This is a genomic window from Streptomyces toxytricini (assembly GCF_014649915.1).
In the GTDB taxonomy this organism is placed as follows: domain Bacteria; phylum Actinomycetota; class Actinomycetes; order Streptomycetales; family Streptomycetaceae; genus Streptomyces; species Streptomyces toxytricini.
Window position 1 is genome coordinate 16,547 of sequence record NZ_BMTY01000030.1, and the last position, 15,860, is coordinate 32,406.

Annotated in this window: 13 protein-coding genes; 7 read left to right on the forward strand and 6 right to left on the reverse strand. The window is 75.7% G+C overall.

Features of this window, described 5'->3' with window-relative positions; genetic code table 11:
* Positions 1-34 precede the first annotated feature (34 nt).
* The 4 genes from IE170_RS29580 (at position 35) to IE170_RS29595 (ending at position 4,323) form a co-directional block, all read left to right on the forward strand.
* Entirely contained in the window at positions 35-1,297 is a 1,263-nt protein-coding gene (locus IE170_RS29580) for a sensor histidine kinase (protein ID WP_189812548.1), read from the forward strand.
* Positions 1,294-1,959, forward strand: coding sequence for a response regulator transcription factor (locus IE170_RS29585; RefSeq protein WP_189812549.1), 666 nt, complete (start codon positions 1,294-1,296; stop codon positions 1,957-1,959). Before IE170_RS29580 ends, IE170_RS29585 begins: the two co-directional genes overlap by 4 nt.
* A gap of 62 nt (positions 1,960-2,021) precedes the next feature.
* Positions 2,022-3,470, forward strand: coding sequence for a peptidoglycan D,D-transpeptidase FtsI family protein (locus tag IE170_RS29590; protein WP_189812550.1), 1,449 nt, complete (start codon positions 2,022-2,024; stop codon positions 3,468-3,470).
* A gap of 145 nt (positions 3,471-3,615) precedes the next feature.
* Complete coding sequence (locus tag IE170_RS29595) at positions 3,616-4,323, forward strand: DsbA family oxidoreductase (RefSeq protein ID WP_223856653.1); 708 nt, start codon at positions 3,616-3,618, stop codon at positions 4,321-4,323.
* Between the two features lie 109 nt (positions 4,324-4,432).
* On the opposite strand, the gene IE170_RS29600 is transcribed toward IE170_RS29595, so the two are convergent.
* The gene (locus tag IE170_RS29600; RefSeq protein ID WP_189812552.1) at positions 4,433-5,515 is read right to left on the reverse strand and encodes an aminotransferase class V-fold PLP-dependent enzyme; all 1,083 of its coding nucleotides are present in this window, start codon (positions 5,513-5,515) and stop codon (positions 4,433-4,435) included.
* A 66-nt stretch (positions 5,516-5,581) separates the two neighbouring features.
* Here IE170_RS29600 and IE170_RS29605 point away from each other — a divergent pair, with 66 nt between their 5' ends.
* Together IE170_RS29605 and IE170_RS29610 are read left to right on the forward strand one after the other, a co-directional pair.
* Positions 5,582-6,670 (forward strand): amidohydrolase family protein, encoded by a 1,089-nt coding sequence (locus tag IE170_RS29605; protein WP_189812553.1) that lies wholly within the window; start codon positions 5,582-5,584, stop codon positions 6,668-6,670.
* Between the two features lie 317 nt (positions 6,671-6,987).
* Positions 6,988-7,935 (forward strand): SCO1860 family LAETG-anchored protein, encoded by a 948-nt coding sequence (locus IE170_RS29610; protein ID WP_223856651.1) that lies wholly within the window; start codon positions 6,988-6,990, stop codon positions 7,933-7,935.
* 24 nt (positions 7,936-7,959) lie between these two features.
* On the opposite strand, the gene IE170_RS29615 is transcribed toward IE170_RS29610, so the two are convergent.
* Both IE170_RS29615 and cobC read right to left on the reverse strand, forming a co-directional pair.
* Positions 7,960-9,201: a CapA family protein gene (locus IE170_RS29615; protein WP_189812555.1), complete on the reverse strand. Its 1,242-nt coding sequence runs from the start codon at positions 9,199-9,201 to the stop codon at positions 7,960-7,962.
* Between the two features lie 208 nt (positions 9,202-9,409).
* Complete coding sequence (gene cobC, locus IE170_RS29620; RefSeq protein WP_189812556.1) at positions 9,410-10,837, reverse strand: Rv2231c family histidinol phosphate aminotransferase CobC; 1,428 nt, start codon at positions 10,835-10,837, stop codon at positions 9,410-9,412.
* 94 nt (positions 10,838-10,931) lie between these two features.
* On the opposite strand from cobC, the gene IE170_RS29625 reads away from it, so the two are divergent.
* Entirely contained in the window at positions 10,932-11,681 is a 750-nt protein-coding gene (locus tag IE170_RS29625) for a ZIP family metal transporter (protein ID WP_189812557.1), read from the forward strand.
* Between the two features lie 2 nt (positions 11,682-11,683).
* Here IE170_RS29625 and IE170_RS29630 read toward each other — a convergent pair whose 3' ends face one another.
* The 3 genes from IE170_RS29630 to IE170_RS29640 are packed head-to-tail and all read right to left on the reverse strand — an operon-like array spanning position 11,684 to position 15,815.
* A complete protein-coding gene (locus IE170_RS29630) occupies positions 11,684-13,093 on the reverse strand; it encodes a cobyrinic acid a,c-diamide synthase CobB (RefSeq protein WP_189812558.1) in 1,410 nt (469 codons plus the stop codon).
* Positions 13,087-13,686, reverse strand: a complete 600-nt coding sequence (cobO, locus tag IE170_RS29635) for a cob(I)yrinic acid a,c-diamide adenosyltransferase (RefSeq protein WP_125545691.1) — start codon at positions 13,684-13,686, stop codon at positions 13,087-13,089. Before cobO ends, IE170_RS29630 begins: the two co-directional genes overlap by 7 nt.
* Entirely contained in the window at positions 13,686-15,815 is a 2,130-nt protein-coding gene (locus IE170_RS29640) for a putative cobaltochelatase (protein ID WP_189812559.1), read from the reverse strand. Before IE170_RS29640 ends, cobO begins: the two co-directional genes overlap by 1 nt.
* Positions 15,816-15,860 lie beyond the last annotated feature (45 nt).

The window sequence follows — 15,860 nt, forward strand, 5'->3', positions numbered from 1 at the left end:
CGCGGTGGGGCGGGTGTTCGGGGTGCGGGCGCGGATGCGGTGGGTGCATCTGGTGCTCGGCGGGGCGTTGCTGATGCCCTACTTCCTGCTGGCGCATGTCGCCGTGGGGGTCGCGGCCGGCGGGGTGAACCCGCTGGAATCCACGCCGCTGACGTTCGCCGCCTACGGCCTGTCCGTGCCGCTCGCCGCGGTGACCGGCGTGTTCGGGCCGGTCCGGCCGATGTCGGCGGGCGCCGTGCGGATGCTGTGCGGGGTGCCCGGGGAGCTGTTGGCCGAGGGGCCGGCCCGGTCCTGGGCGGCCCGCGGGAGGACCGCCGCCTGGTGGTCGCTGCACCTGGGCGTCGGGGCGGCCGTCGCGGGGATGAGCCTGGCGGTGCCGCCCATGGCGGTGGTGCTGGTCGCGGTGCCGGTGGTGCGGTCGCTGCGGGAGGCCCCGCTGTCGCTGGTCCACTTCCCCGACGACACCGCCTCCTGGCTGGCGCCGCTCCTGGGGGTCGGGATGCTGGCCGGGCTGGTCGTGGTCGCCGCGGCGGCGGGGGCGCTGCTGGCCCGGGCCGCGCCCGTGCTGCTCGGACCGACGGCCGCGGACCGGCTGGCCGCGGCGGAGGAGCGGGCCGCCGACCTCGCCGTGCGCAACCGGCTCGCCCGCGAGCTGCACGACGCCGTCGGGCACGCGCTGAGCGCGGTCACCCTCCAGGCGGTCGCCGCCCGCCGGGTCCTCGACCGGGACCCCGAGTTCGTCCGGGAGGCCCTCGCCGCCATCGAGGACACCGCCCGGCGGACCGTGGGCGAGCTGGACGGGGTGCTCGGCCTGCTGCGGGACGGCGACCCCGCCGGCCAGGCCGCCGCCGCGCCCGCTCCCACCCTCGCCTCCGACCTGGAGGGGCTGCTGGCCCGCACCCGGGCCGCCGGCACGGCCGTCACCGCCCGGCAGGAGCCGGGGCCCGCCGGGGACTGGTCGCAGCTTCCCGCGATCGCGTCGCGGGAGGCGTACCGGATCGTGCAGGAGGGCCTCAGCAATGCCCTGCGGCACGGGGCCGGGCCCGTCGAACTGCGGATCGCCGTCCGCAAGGCCCCGAACGGCGGCCCCGGCACCACCGCACACCGAGAACTGGAGATCACCATGACGAATCCGCCCGGGGCCGCAGCAGGCCCCTCCCCGCGCACCACCGGCGGCCGCGGCCTGCACGGGGCCGCCGAACGGGCCCGGCTCCTCGGCGGCAGCGTCGAGGCCGGGCGACACGACGGCCTGTGGCGGCTGCGGGCCGTCCTCCCGCTCGGTGGGAGCGGCCGATGAGCCGGCCCCCGCTGCGCATCGTCCTCGCCGACGACGAGCGCATGGTCCGCACCGCCCTGCGCGTCATCCTCGACGCCGAGCCCGACCTGGAGGTCGTCGGGGAGGCCGCCGACGGCGCCGAGGCGGTGACCGCCGTCCGCACCCTCGCGCCGGACGTGGTGCTGATGGACGTCCGAATGCCCGGCATCGACGGCATACGGGCCACGGAGCGGATCCTGGCCGGCGCGGCCGAGCCGCCCAGGATCCTCGTCGTCACCACGTTCGAGAACGACGCCTACGTGTACGACGCGCTGCGCGCCGGCGCCGCCGGGTTCCTGCTGAAGCGGGCCGACCCCGACGAGCTGGTCGGTGCGGTGCGGCTGGTCGCCCGCGGCGACTCGCTGCTCTTCCCCGAGGCCGTCCGCACGCTCGCCGCGAACCACGCGGCCGCCGCGGCGGCCGGGACGGCGGCCTGGGTGGCCCGGCTCACGGACCGGGAGGCCGACGTGCTCCGGCTGATCGCCGGCGGGCTGTCGAACGCCGAGATCGGCGCCCGCCTCGGCGTCGGCGCCCAGACCGTCAAGACGCACGTGGCGGCGGTCCTCGCCAAGACGGGCTCCCGCGACCGCACCCAGGCGGTCATCGCCGCCTACGAAGGGGGCTTCGTGATGAGAAAGGCCTGAGAAACGGGCCACACTCGGGCCGGGGAGGAACGTACGGGGGCCGTCGAGCGTCCTTTCGGGAGATGAACAAGACGATCAGGCGTGCGTCGGTCTTCTGCCTGCTCCTGGTGCTGGCCCTGTTGGTCCGGGTCACCTGGGTGCAGGCCTACCAAGGCCAGGCCCTCGCAGACAACGAGCACAACCGCCGGAACCTCCTCGGGCAGTACGAGAACCCGCTGGGGAACATCATCGTGGGCGGAGAGGCGATCACCGGCTCCGTCAAGACCGGCGGGAAGGACTTCGCGTACAAGCGGACTTACACGAACGGGGAGCTCTACGCCCCCATCACCGGCTTCAGTTCGCAGGCCTTCGGGACGAGCATGCTCGAAGGCGTCTACAAGAAGGTCCTCAACGGCTCGGACGACCGCCTGAAGACCGTCATGGACCTGCTGCTCAACAAGCGGGCCTCGCCGGGCAACGTCATCACCACCATCGACAAGGACGTCCAGAAGGCGGCCTGGGACGCGCTCCAGGGCAAGCAGGGCTCCGCCGTCGCGATCGACCCGAAGACCGGCGAGATCCTCGCCATGGTGAACAACCCGTCCTTCGACCCCGGCCGCATCGCCGGCGCCAACGACAAGGAGGCGTGGGCCGAGCTGTCCGCCGACAACGGCAAGGCGATGGAGAACGTCGCGCTGCGCAAGCCGCAGGCGCCGGGCTCCACCTTCAAGCTGGTCACCTTGGCCGCGGCCATCGAGAACGGGCTCGTCACCAACGTCGACGCCCCGACCGGCATCCCCGACCCCTACACGATCCCCGGGACCAAGACGCTGCTTCCCAGCGAGGCCGGCTCCGCCGCCTGCAACGGCGTCTCGGCGCGCGTCGCGATGAGGCTGTCCTGCAACAACGTCTTCGCCGAGCTCGCCTCCAAGCTGGGCCAGGACAAGATGCGGGCGATGGCGGAGAAGCTCGGCTTCAACACGAACGCGGAGACCCCCGTCACCACGCGCGTGCCGAGCAAGTACCCGTCCGCGAAGATGTCCGTCGACCAGGTCGCGCAGACCGGCATCGGCCAGTTCGACGTGCAGGCGACCCCGCTGCAGATGGCGATGGTGACCGCCGCGATCGAGAACGACGGCAAGCTCGTCGCCCCGCACTCGGTCTCCGAGGTGACCGACGCGGGCGGCAGCGTGCTGGAGAGCTTCAAGAACCCCAAGACGCAGCAGGCCATGAACGCCAAGACCGCCTCGATGCTGCGCGACGTCATGAAGACCGTCGCGACCGAGGGCGGCGGCAAGCCCGCGCAGGTGTCGGGCGCCGAGGTCGGCGGCAAGACCGGCACCGCCCAGCGCGGCGTGAAGAACAACCTGCCGCCGCTCGCCTGGTTCACCTCGTACGGCAAGGCGAAGGGCAAGCAGATCGCCGTGGCCGTGGTGATCGAGAACTCCGACACCGACCGGTCCGAGATCGGCGGCGGCCGCCTCGCGGCCCCCGTCGCGCAGAAGATGATGGAGGCCTGGCTGAAGAAGTAGGCGGCCGACGCGTCTCGGCCCCGGCCCCGCCCCGGCCCGTCCGGGGAATGAGATGTTCCGGCCGGTTGTTGAAGGCGAAACCGCCGCGGTCCCGCCGGCCGCGGCGTCCGCCAGCCCTTCCGCAACCGGAAAGAGAAGAAGGAACATGCGCGTCGAGATCTGGTCGGATGTGGCCTGCCCCTGGTGTTACGTCGGAAAGGCCCGCTTCGCCAAGGGGCTCGCCGCGTTCGCGCACCGGGACCGGGTCGAGGTCGTCTTCCGCTCCTTCGAGCTCGACCCGAACAGCCCCAAGGGCAGCAGCACCCCCGTCGTCGAGATGCTGGCCAGGAAGTACGGCCGCACCCTCGAAGAGGCCCGCGGCATGGAGGAGCACGTCGCGGCCGCGGCCCGCGCCGAGGGCCTGGAGTACCGCACCGAGGGCCGCGACCACGGCAACACCTTCGACATCCACCGGCTGCTGCACCTGGCCGCCGAGCGCGGCCTGCAGGAGGAGCTCCTCGACGGGGCGTTCCGGGCCAACTTCGCCGAGGACCGGTCCGTCTTCGACCCGGAGGTCCTCGCCGCCGTCGCCGTCGAGGCCGGCTTGGACGAGGACGAGGTCCGCGGCGTCCTCGCGGACGGCACCGCCTACGCCGCGCAGGTCCGCGCCGACGAGCGGGAGGCCGCGGAACTGGGTGCCAACGCGGTGCCGTTCTTCGTCCTGGACCGCCGCTACGGCATCTCCGGCGGCCAGCCCGCCGAGGTGTTCACCCGCGCCCTGGAGCAGGCCTGGGAGGGCCGCGAGGCCGCGGAGCCGGCCCCGGCCGCCGACGCGTGCGACGCGGACGGCGCGTGCGCCGTCCCGCAGGCCTGACGCGCCGCCGCCCCGACGCACGCCGCCCCGACGCACGCCGCACCCGAGGCACGCCGCCCTCCGCCACCGCCGATGCGCGGTGGGGGAGGGCGGCGCGGCGTGCGCGGATTCAGTGCGCCGCCGACTCCCAGGCAGCGTCGGCCGCGTCCAAGGCCGCGGCCGGGTCCGCCGACAGCGCCGTCGCCAGCGCGGTCAGGCAGGCGCGCACCGCCGCCGGCGAGGCGGCCGCACCGTAGTGGTTGACCCGCAGCATCTCCCGGGCCAGCGCACCGCCGCCCGCCGCGAGCGGCGCCTGCGGGTCCGCGGCCAGCGCCTCGGCCGCCACCGCCGAGGCGTCCGCCACGCGCAGCGTCGTCGCCACCGGAGCCGCCTCCGCCGCCCGCTGCACGTACGGGGCGAGCCCGAGGGCCTCCGCGCCCGCCCGGGTCGCCGCCGCGGCCGCCGCGTGGCGGGCCTGCACGGCCGGCAGCCCCTCGGCCGCGATCCGGTCCAGGCAGGCCTCCAGCGCCAGCATCTCCAGCTGCGCCGGCGCGTGCAGCAGCGTCCGGCGCCCGCCGTCGATCCAGCGCTCCTTCCAGTCCAGCAGGGACAGGTACGAGCGGCGCGGCGCCGCGGGGTTCTCCGCGAACCGCTCCCACGCCCGCTCCGACACCGACACCGCGGACACGCCGGCCGGTCCGCCCATCGCCTTCTGCGCCCCGATCACGCACAGGTCGACGCCCCACGCGTCGGTCTGCAGCGGCTCCGCGGCGACCGAGGCCACCGCGTCCAGCATGAACAGCGCCCCGTGGGCCCGTACCGCCTCGCCGATCTCCGCCACCGGGTTGGTGTTGCCGGTCGCCGCCTCCGCGTGCACCAGTGACACGAAGTCGATGCGCGGGTGCGCGGCCAGCGCCGCGGCCACCTGCTCGGCGGCCACCGCGGTGTCGAACGGCACCTCCAGGTCCACCACCTCGGCCCCGCAGTCGCGCAGCCAGTTGCCGAACGTGGTCCCGTACGGACCCGTGACCACGTTCAGCGCGGCCGAGCCGGGCCGGGCGCCCGAGCGGATGCAGCCCTCCAGCGGCAGCAGCGCCTCGCCTTGCGTGATCACCACGTCCTGCCGGGTGTCGAGCAGGTCCGCGACCCGCCGCTCGATCGACGCGAAGCGCTCCGCGGTCAGCGGCGGCAGGTCCAGGAAGGGGTGGTTCACGGGGTGCTCTCTCTTCGTGCGGGGACTACCCGGGAAGCCTATCCAGGGCGCACGTACAGTTCGGTCATGACGGATGACGTGCTGCATGTGAAGGGACGCGTGCTCGTCGGGCCCGACGACGTCCGCGACGAGCTGTGGGTGGTCGGCGGCCGGATCTCCTACGAGCGCCCGCCCGGCGCCCGCGACACCACCGCCGTGTCCGGCTGGGTGCTGCCCGGCCTCGTCGACGCGCACTGCCACGTGGGGCTCGACGCCCACGGCCCCGTCGACGCCGGGACCGCCGAACGGCAGGCGCTGACCGACCGCGACGCGGGCACCCTGCTCATCCGCGACGCCGGGTCCCCCTCCGACACCCGCTGGATCGACGACCGCGACGACCTCCCGAAGATCATCCGGGCGGGGCGGCACATCGCCCGCACCCGCCGCTACATCCGCAACTACGCACACGAGATCGAGCCGGCCGACCTCGTCGCGTACGTCGGCCGCGAGGCCCGCCGCGGCGACGGCTGGGTGAAGCTGGTCGGCGACTGGATCGACCGCGACGCCGGCGACCTCACGGCCTGCTGGCCCCGCACCGAAGTCGAGGCCGCCATCGCCGAGGCGCACCGGCTGGGCGCCCGGGTCACCGCCCACTGCTTCGCCGAGGACTCGCTGCGCGACCTCGTCGAAGCGGGCATCGACTGCATCGAGCACGCCACCGGACTGACCGAGGACACCATCCCGCTGTTCGCGGAGCGCGGGGTGGCCATCGTCCCGACGCTGGTGAACATCGCGACGTTCCCCAAGCTCGCGGCCGGCGGCGACGCCAAGTTCCCCCGCTGGTCGGCGCACATGCGGCGGCTGCACGAGCGGCGGTACGACACGGTCCGCTCCGCCTGGGACGCCGGCATCCCCGTCTACGTGGGCACCGACGCGGGCGGCTCCCTGCCGCACGGGCTCGTCGCCGACGAGGTCGGGGAGCTGGTGCGCGCCGGGATCCCGCCGCTGGACGCCCTGTCGGCGACGGCGTGGGCGGCGCGCGAGTGGCTGGGAAGGCCCGGCCTCACCGAGGGAGCCCCCGCGGACCTCGTCGTCTACGCGACGGACCCGCGCGCCGACGTACGGGCACTGGCGCAGCCGCTGCGGGTCGTGGTGAACGGCACGGTCCGCGCCTGACCGGCCGGATCTCCCGGCAATGTCACCGGGTTGACGCGGCGTGACGCGGACGGCCCGCCGGTCGTTGGAGATGGCCGCGCGGGCCGCAGCGCGGTGGCGCCACCCGTGGGAGTGTGGCGGAAAAGAACTCCCGTTCCGCATGATGCGGAAGCAATCGAATACATGGAGGGAAACCACCCTTTGGGGTGAACTCACCGCAGGTGGCTGTTCGTTCACTCTCCGTGCGTAAAAAATTCCCCGGGTAACAGGCCGCCCGGCGCGCGATGTCCCCCATTGGCTGCGCGGGCGGCCCCCATCTCCCCGGGGGTTCCACCACCTTGAACCGCTACACCTTCCGCATGCCCGCGGCCGCCCTGCTCGCCACGGGCGCGGTCGCCCTCCTCGCCGCCCCGCCCGCCCACGCCACGGGCGGCGCGGGAACCGCGGCCGGCGGCGACGGCCGGGCCGACGCCGCCGTCCTGCGCGCCGGACTCGACGTGGGCCTGCTCAACAAGGCCGTCCACGTCCCCCTGAAGACCGCCCTCAACGAGGTCAGCGCCCCGGCCTCCGCCCAGAAGACCGCCCTGTCCGTCACCCTGGACGGCGTCGAGGGCGGCCGGCCGGTCCACATCCTCAAGGCCGACGCCGCCACCTCCAAGGCCACCGCCGGCCGCGGCCGCGCCGAGGCGGAGGCCAACCTCGCGCGCGCCCGCGTCCACCTGCCCGGCCTCCCCGCCCTGTCGCTGATCGAAGTGGAGAAGGCCACCTCCAAAGCGGTGTGCGAGGCCGGGCGAAAGCCGTCCGCCACCTCCAACGTGCTGGGCTCCGTCACCGTCCTCGGCAAGAAGGCCACCCTGTCCGCGGGAGGACCCACCAAGGTCGAGGTGCCGAAGGTCGGCATGGTCAGCCTGGAGCTCTCCGGCACGGAGACGACCTCCTCCACCGCCGCCGCGGCCGCGCTCCGGCTGAAGGTGTCCGTCAACCCGCTCGACCTGAACGTCGCCCAGGTCGAGGGCGAGGTCGTCCTCGCCGAGGCGCGCTGCCAGTCCCCGGCCGGGCCGCCGCCCTCCTCCGCCGCCCCCGAGCCCTCCGGCGGCGGAATGACCGCCACGCCCGACGTCAAGCCGCAGACCGGGGCCTCCGGGACCGGCGCCGCCATCACGGGCGACGCCAACCTGGCGGAAACCGGCGGCAGTTCGGCCACCCCGTGGGTCGCGGGCGGCGCGCTCGTCCTGCTCGGCCTCGGCGGCGTCGCACTCGTCGTCACCCGCCGCCGCTCCTCCTGACGCCCCCGCCGCGACCGGCGGGCGTCACTTCACCGCGCGCACCAGCCCCTGCCCGCCGGCCCCGCGCGACAGCACGGCCTCGCTGATCTGCCGGTCGGCGGCGGCGTACTCGGAGCGCTTCGCGGCGCCCGCCCCGCCGCCGTCGGCCGTGCAGGACGTGCACACCACCCGGAACGGAGCGCCCCGGTCCGAGAACGAGGTCAGGTACTCGGCCTTCACCACCTCCCAGCGGCCCGGATGCGCGGCCGCCGGCGCGAAGGTGAAGCGGGGGATGGACGACATGTTGCCGCGCAGCTTCTCCGGTTCGTAGAAGCTGGCGATCTGATCGCCCATCCCGTACACCACCCACGTCCCGTTGACCTTCTCGTAGGGCTGCGGGACGTGGTTGTGCGTGCCGAGGATCAGATCGATGTCCGGGAGGCCGTCCGGGCCGCGGGAGGCGGTCAGCGCCTGCGCCAGCTCCTGCTGCTGCTTGTCGGGGGCCGTCTGCCACTCGGAGCCCCAGTGGATGCTGAGGACGACGACGTGGGCGCCCGCGGCGCGCGCCGCGCGGGCGTCCGCGATGATCCGGTCCTTGTCGATCAGGTTCACGGCCCACGGCTTCCCGGCCGGCAGCGGGATCCCGTTCGTGCCGTACGTGTAGTCCAGCTGGGCAACCGTCGCGCCGCCCGCGGAGAGCACCGCCGGGGCCTTCGCCTCCTCGGGCGTGCGCGCCGAGCCGACGTGCTTGATGCCGGCCCGGTCGAGGTGGTCGAGGGTGCGGACCAGGCCGTCCCACCCGTCGTCCAGGGTGTGGTTCGAGGCCGTCGAGCAGCTGTCGTAGCCGGCGTCCCGCAGCGCGTCGGCCAGCTGGTGCGGTGCCTTGAAGGCCGGGTATCCGGTGTAGGGGCCGCCGGGCCGGCCGTACGGTATCTCGTGGTGGCATATCGCCAGGTCGGCGGCCTCCACCACCGGCTTCACCCCGGCCAGTATCCTCCGGAAGTCGTGCCCGGCCCCGCTGCCGGCCGCATCGCTCGCGGCCTGCGCGATGATCGACGGGTACGGGATCGTGTCGCCCGTCGCGACGAGCGTGAACGGACGCGCCCCCGGCGGCGCCGACGGGCTCGCCGCGCCGCCCTCCGGCCGCCCGCCCGTGAGCCGCTGCTCCGCGGCCCCGCCCTTCTCGCCGGCCCCGCCGCCGAGAAGGGCGGGGCCGGCGAACACCGCCGCGGCCGCCACCGCGGCCAGCCCCGCAGCGGCCGCGCCCGCCTTCGCCGAAACCTTCATCCCGTGTCCCCCCTGCATGGCCGTCCTGCGCAGATCATCCCCCGGACGGGCCGCCGACGCCACCCCGCGGCGCCGCCGGACCCGGGCATCCGCGCAGGTCAGCGGCTTGCGGCCGACGGCTTCCGCCCCGGTGGCCCGCGGCGGAGGACGCGCCCCGCGAGGCTGCGGTTCCCGGCCGCCCCCGCCCCGCCCCGGCCGGGCGCCGGAGTCAGCGGGCGGCGGCCGTCAGGGTGAGGGCGTGGTCCAGCGCCTGCAGGAGGCGGCCCGTCGTCGCCCGGTCCCGCACCGCCAGCCGCAGCCAGTCCCCGTCCAGCCCCGGGAAGGTGTCCCCGCGGCGGACCGCGAAGCCCAGCGCCCGCAGCCGGACCCGGACCTGCGCCGCCCCGGCCACCCGGATCAGGACGAACGGCCCCCGGGCCGTCCCCGCCAGCGTGATCTCCTCGAACTCGGCGAGCCCGGCCAGGAGGTGCTCCCGGTCCGCCTCGATCTGCCGGGCCGCGGCCTCCGCCTCCGCGAGGGCCGCCGGGGCCACGCACGCCTCCGCCGCGACGAGCGCGGGCGTCGACACCGGCCACAGCGGCTGCGCCGCCTCCAACCGCGCGACCACCTCCGGCTCCGCCAGCACGTAGCCGATCCGCAGCCCCGCCAGGCCCCACGTCTTGGTCAGGCTCCGCAGCACCACCAGGCCCGGCACGTCCGTGCGGCCGGCCAGGGCCTCCGGCTCCCCGGGCACCGCGTCCATGAACGCCTCGTCGACGACGAGGATCCGGCCCGGGCGGGCCAGGGCCGCCAGCGAGGCCGCCGGGTGCAGCACGGACGTCGGGTTCGTCGGGTTCCCGACGACCACCAGGTCCGCCTCCTCCGGCACCGCGGCCGGATCCAGCCGGAAGCCGTCCTCCGCCCGCAGCAGCACCCGCTCCACCCGGTGCCCCGCGTCCCGCAGGGCCGCCTCCGGCTCGGTGAACTGCGGGTGCACCACCACCGGCCGCCCCACGTCGAGGGCCCGCGCCAGCAGGACGAACGCCTCCGCGGCCCCCGCCGTCAACAGCACCCGGCCGGCCGGCAGCCCGTGCCGCGCCGCCACCGCCGCGCGGGCCGCGCGCCCGTCGGGATATGCGGAGAGACCCCCGAGCGAAGCCGCGATGCGCTGCTTCAGCCACTCCGGCGGCATGTGCGCCCGTACGTTCACCGCGAGGTCCACCAGCGATCCGCCGTCGTCGCGGACCTCGGCGTCGCCGTGGTGGCGCAGGTCGTGTGCCTGCGCCGTCGCCACCGCGCAGGTCGCCGCCACCGAGCGGCGCTTCGGCACGAGGAGCTCACCGCCCGCCGCGAGCGCCGCCGCCTCCGCCACCGAGGGGGTACCGGCCGCCTGCCGGGCCGTGTCCGAGGGGTGCGGTACGTCGATGCCCGCCAGTTCTTCGGCCGGGTAGCTGAGCAGCGGCACGCCGAATCGTTCCGCCGCCCCCGTGATCCCGGCCTCGCAGGCCTTCGACTCCACCGTCGCCAGTGCCTTCACCGCCCCGGCCGCCAGCCCGGCCCCGCGCAGCGTCTCCTCGACCAGGGCGCAGACCTCCGCGACGGACACCCCCGCCCGGCCGCCGACCCCGACCACCAGCTGCGTCGCGTTCTCACCCATCGGGCTCCCGCCCCTTCCCGGTCGTCAATCGTGCGTGGACCGCCGCCCGCGCGCTCGCGTGCACGCGCGTCCGGCAGTCGGTATCCAAGGGCGCATGGCCGTGATCGTGGCGCTGGGCGCGTTCCTGATGACCCTGGCGGGCGGGTGGACGGCGCAGCGCGTCACCGACCGCCGCCACCTCGTACTGGGCCTCGCCGGCGGGCTGATGCTCGGCGTCGTGGGCCTCGACCTGCTGCCGGAGTCGCTGGAGGCGGCGGGCCGGCCGGTGTTCGGCGTACCGCTCGCGCTGCTGCTCTTCGTGGGCGGCTTCCTCGTCGCGCACGTCGTGGAACGGCTCCTGGCGGTACGGCAGGCCGCACACGGCGCGCCGGGCGGCGGCAACGGGGCGGACGGCGTCGTCGGCCGCGCCCCCCAGGTCGGGATGACGGCGGCCGCCGCGATGGTCGGGCACAGCCTCGCCGACGGGGTGGCGCTCGGCGCCGCCTTCCAGGTCGGCGGCGGCATGGGCACCGCGGTCGCCCTCGCCGTGGTCACCCACGACTTCGCCGACGGGTTCAACACCTACACCCTCGCCCGGCTCTACGGGAACGCCCGCAAGCGCGCGCTGCTGATGCTCTTCGCGGACGCCGCAGCCCCCGTGGTGGGCGCGGCGTCCACTGTGCTGTTCACCCTTCCGGAGGAACCGCTCGGGGCGTACCTGAGCTTCTTCGCCGGCGGGCTGCTCTACCTCGCGGCCGCCGAGATCCTGCCCGAGGCGCACCACCGGCACCCCGCCCTGTCCACGCTGATGTGCACGGTGGGCGGGGTGGCCGGGATCTGGCTCGTGGTGGGCCTCGCGGGGTGACGTCACCGGTACGCTGCCGCCGCGGCCGTGAAACGCACGGCCACCGACGGCTCCGCCGCCCAGTGGGTGTGCAGGTAGCTGGCGTGCACGCCCCGGCGGACGAACCCCTCGACGCGCCGCTCCGGGTGGGTGAACCCCCACGCGGGGGCGGGGCCGGCGCCCGGCTCGACGACCGTGCGGTGGAACTCGTGGCCGCGCAGCCGCGTCCCGGCCGCGGCGAGCGGGCTGTCCGACACCGCGACGGCCTCGCGGTAGCCGAGCGTCAGCCGCTGCGACATCACCGCGTCCGCGTCGAGGACCCCGCACATCGGCCGGCCGTCCAGCGACCGCGCCAGGTACAGCAGGCCCGCGCACTCGGCGGCGACCGGCCCCCCGGCCGCGGCGAAGTCGGCGACGGCCTTGCGCAGCGGCTCGTTCGCGGCCAGCTCCGGCGCGTACACCTCGGGGAAGCCGCCGCCGACGACGAGGCCGGACGTGCCCTCGGGCAGGGCCTCGTCGGCCAGCGGGTCGAAGGGGACGACCTCGGCTCCGGCCGCGGCGAGCAGCTCCGCGTGCTCGGCGTACGAGAACGTGAACGCGGCCCCGCCGGCGACGGCGACGACAGGCCGCCGCCCAGGGCCGGGCACCGTGGCAGCCGGTGTCGCGGCGGCTGCGGCCGAAGCCACGGCCCGCTCCGGCGACCACGCCGCGCAGTCCAGCGGCGGCGCCGACCGGGCCAGCGCCAGCAGCGCCTCCAGGTCGCAGCCGGCCCGCACCTGATCCGCCAGGGCCGCGACCGACGCCACCGCGTCCGCCCGCCGCTCCGCCACCGGTACGAGCCCCAGGTGCCGCGAGGGCGCCGAGACCTGCGGCGCCCGCCGCAGGACGCCCAGCACCGGGGTGCCCGCCTCCTCCAGCGCCTCCCGCAGCATCGCCTCGTGCCGGTCGGAGCCCACCTTGTTCAGGATCACCCCGCCCAGGCGCACCTGCGGGTCGAACGAGGCGAAGCCGTGCACCAGCGCCGCCACCGACCGCGACTGCGACGACGCGTCGACCACCAGCACCACCGGCGCCCGCAGCAGCTTCGCCACCTGCGCCGTCGATGCCAGCTCACCGCGCCCCGCGGCTCCGTCGTACAGGCCCATCACGCCCTCCACGACCGCCAGGTCGCAGCCCGCCGCCCCGTGCGCGAAAAGCGGAGCCACCAGCTCCGGGCCGCACATGAACGCGTCGAGGTTGCGCCCCGGCCGACCCGTGGCGAGGGCGTGGTACCCGGGGTCGATGTAGTCGGGGCCGGCCTTGTGCGGGGACACGGCCAGGCCGCGCTCCGCGAAGGCCGCCATCAGCCCCGTCGCGACGGTGGTCTTGCCGCTCCCCGACGACGGGGCGGCGATCACCAGGCGGGGGACGGCGACGGCGTGCGAGGTCACCACTCGATGCCCTTCTGGCCCTTCTGGCCGGCGTCCATCGGGTGCTTCACCTTCGTCATCTCGGTGACCAGGTCGGCGAACTCCACCAGCTTCTCCGGCGCGTTGCGGCCCGTGATGACCACGTGCTGGGTGCCGGGCCGGTCGCGCAGCACCTCGATGACCTCGTCGACGTCGATCCAGCCCCAGTGCAGCGGGTACGCGAACTCGTCCAGCACGTACAGCCGGTGCGTCTCGGCGGCCAGGTCGCGCTTGACCTGCTCCCAGCCCTCCTTCGCGGCCTGCTCGTTGTCGAGCTGCGCGTCGCGCTGCACCCAGGACCAGCCCTCGCCCATCTTGTGCCAGACGACGGGGCCGCCCTCGCCGGAGGCGCCGAGCACCTTCAGCGCGTTCTCCTCGCCGACCTTCCACTTCGCCGACTTGACGAACTGGAACACCCCGATCGGCCAGCCCTGGTTCCAGGCGCGCAGCGCCAGACCGAACGCCGCCGTCGACTTGCCCTTGCCCGGCCCGGTGTGGACGAAGACGAGCGGGCGGTTGCGGCGCTGGCGCGTGGTGAGTCCGTCGTCGGGGATGACGGTCGGCTGTCCCTTCGGCATTACGCGGCCCTCCTGTGGGTGTGCGGTGACGCGGTCGCCACCGATGTGCGTACGTCCTTCACGAGCCCGGCCAGCGCATCGGCCCGCAGCCCGTCCAGCGTGACGGCCGGCCCGCCGAGGTCGGCGGCCAGCGCCCCGGCCAGGCCCAGCCGGACCGGGCCCGCCTCGCAGTCCACGACGATCGACGCCACCCCGTCCGCGGCCAGCAGGCGGGCGCTGCGCGCGGCTACCTCGCGGGCATCGCCGCCGTGGGCGCCGGCCGAGGTGGCCCGCCCGTCGGTGACGACCACCAGCAGGGGGCGGCGGCTGGGGTCGCGCAGCCGCTCCACCCGCAGCACCTCCCGCGCCTTCAGCAGGCCCGCGGCGAGCGGGGTGCGGCCGCCGGTCGGCAGCTGCTCCAGCCGCACCGCGGCCGCGTCCACCGAGGAGGTCGGCGGCAGCGCCAGCTCCGCGGCCGCGCCGCGGAAGGTGACCAGGCCGACCTTGTCCCGCTGCTGGTAGGCGTCCAGCAGCAGCGACAGCACGGCGCCCTTCACCGCGCCCATGCGCTGCCTGGCGGCCATGGAGCCGGAGGCGTCGACGGCGAAGAGCACGAGGTTGCCCTCGCGGCCCTCCCGGGTGGCCTGGCGCAGGTCGTCCTTGCGGACCACGAGACCGCGGCCGCTGCGGCCGCGGGCCTTCTGGTGCGGGGCCGCGGCCTGCAGGGTGGCGGCCAGGTGCAGCTTCGTCAGCCGCCCGGCGGGGCGCTGCGCCCCCGTGGTCCGGCCGTGCGCGGTCCGGGCGCGCGAACGCCGCCCGGCCGCGCCCTCGCCGAGTCCCGGCACGCTGAACATCCGCGTCCGGAACGGCTCGGCCGCCCGAACGGGGGCCTGCTCGGCCGCCGGTGCCGAAGCGGGGGAGGGGGAGGCGGGCCCGTCCGGCGCCTCGGGGGCCTCCGGGCCCGCGGACGGGTCCGCCGGCTGCTCGGGAGCGGCCTCGGGCCCGCCGCCCTGCGGGGGCACGCCGCCGCCGTCCGGGCCGCCGCCGTCCGGGCCGCCGCCGTCGGGGCCGTCGTCGCCGGGGCCGGGGTCCGGCTGCGGGTCGGGCTCCGGGTCCGGGTCGGGCTCCGGCTCGTCGTCGGGGAAGCCGTCCAGGATCCGGTCCAGCAGGGCCTCGTCCAGGCCGGGCGCGTCGAACGGGTTGCGCCGCCTGCGGTGCGGCAGGGCCAGCAGGGCGGCCTGCCGGACGTCCTCCTTCAGCACCGCCGTGCGCCCGGCCCAGGCGGCCAGCGCGGCCGCCGTGCGGGCCATGACGATGTCGGCGCGCATGCCGTCCACCTCGAAGCCGGCGCAGACCGCCGCGATCATCAGCAACGCGTCGTCGCCCAGCCGGACCTTCGGCAGGAGCGCCCGTGCGGCCGCCACACCGGCCCGGACCGCCGCCTCGTCACCGGCCCAGCGGGCCGCGAAGGCGGCGGGGTCGTCCTCGTAGGCGAGCCTGCGCCGGACCACCTCGACGCGCTGCTCCGGCTCCCGGGAGGCGGCCACCTCCACGGTCAGCCCGAACCGGTCGAGCAACTGCGGGCGCAGCTCGCCCTCTTCCGGGTTCATCGTGCCGACGAGCAGGAACCGCGCGGCGTGCCGGACGGAGACGCCTTCGCGCTCGATGTGGCAACTGCCCATGGCGGCGGCGTCCAGCAGCGAGTCCACCAGGTGGTCATGGAGCAGATTGACCTCGTCGACGTAGAGGATGCCGCGGTGCGCGGCCGCGAGCAGGCCCGGCTCGAAGGCCTTCACCCCGTCGGCGAGGGCCCGTTCGATGTCGAGCGCGCCGACCAGGCGGTCCTCGGAGGCGCCGACCGGCAGCTCCACCATCCGGGCGGGCCGTGCCGTACCGGGGCCCGGCTCGTGGGGGCCGTCGGGGCAGGCCGGGTCCGGGGCGGCGGGCGCGCAGCTGAAGCGGCAGCCGGGCACCACGTCGACCTCCGGCAGCACGGCGGAAAGCGCACGCACCGCCGTCGATTTGGCCGTGCCCTTCTCGCCGCGGACCAGCACCCCGCCGACCGCCGGGCTGACGGCGTTGAGCAGCAGCGCCAGCCGGAGGTCGTCCTGGCCGACCACGGCCGAGAAGGGAAAGAGGGCGCTGCTCATGAACCGATCACTCCTTCGAGTGGCTTGTCGTCGATGCGCACGTTC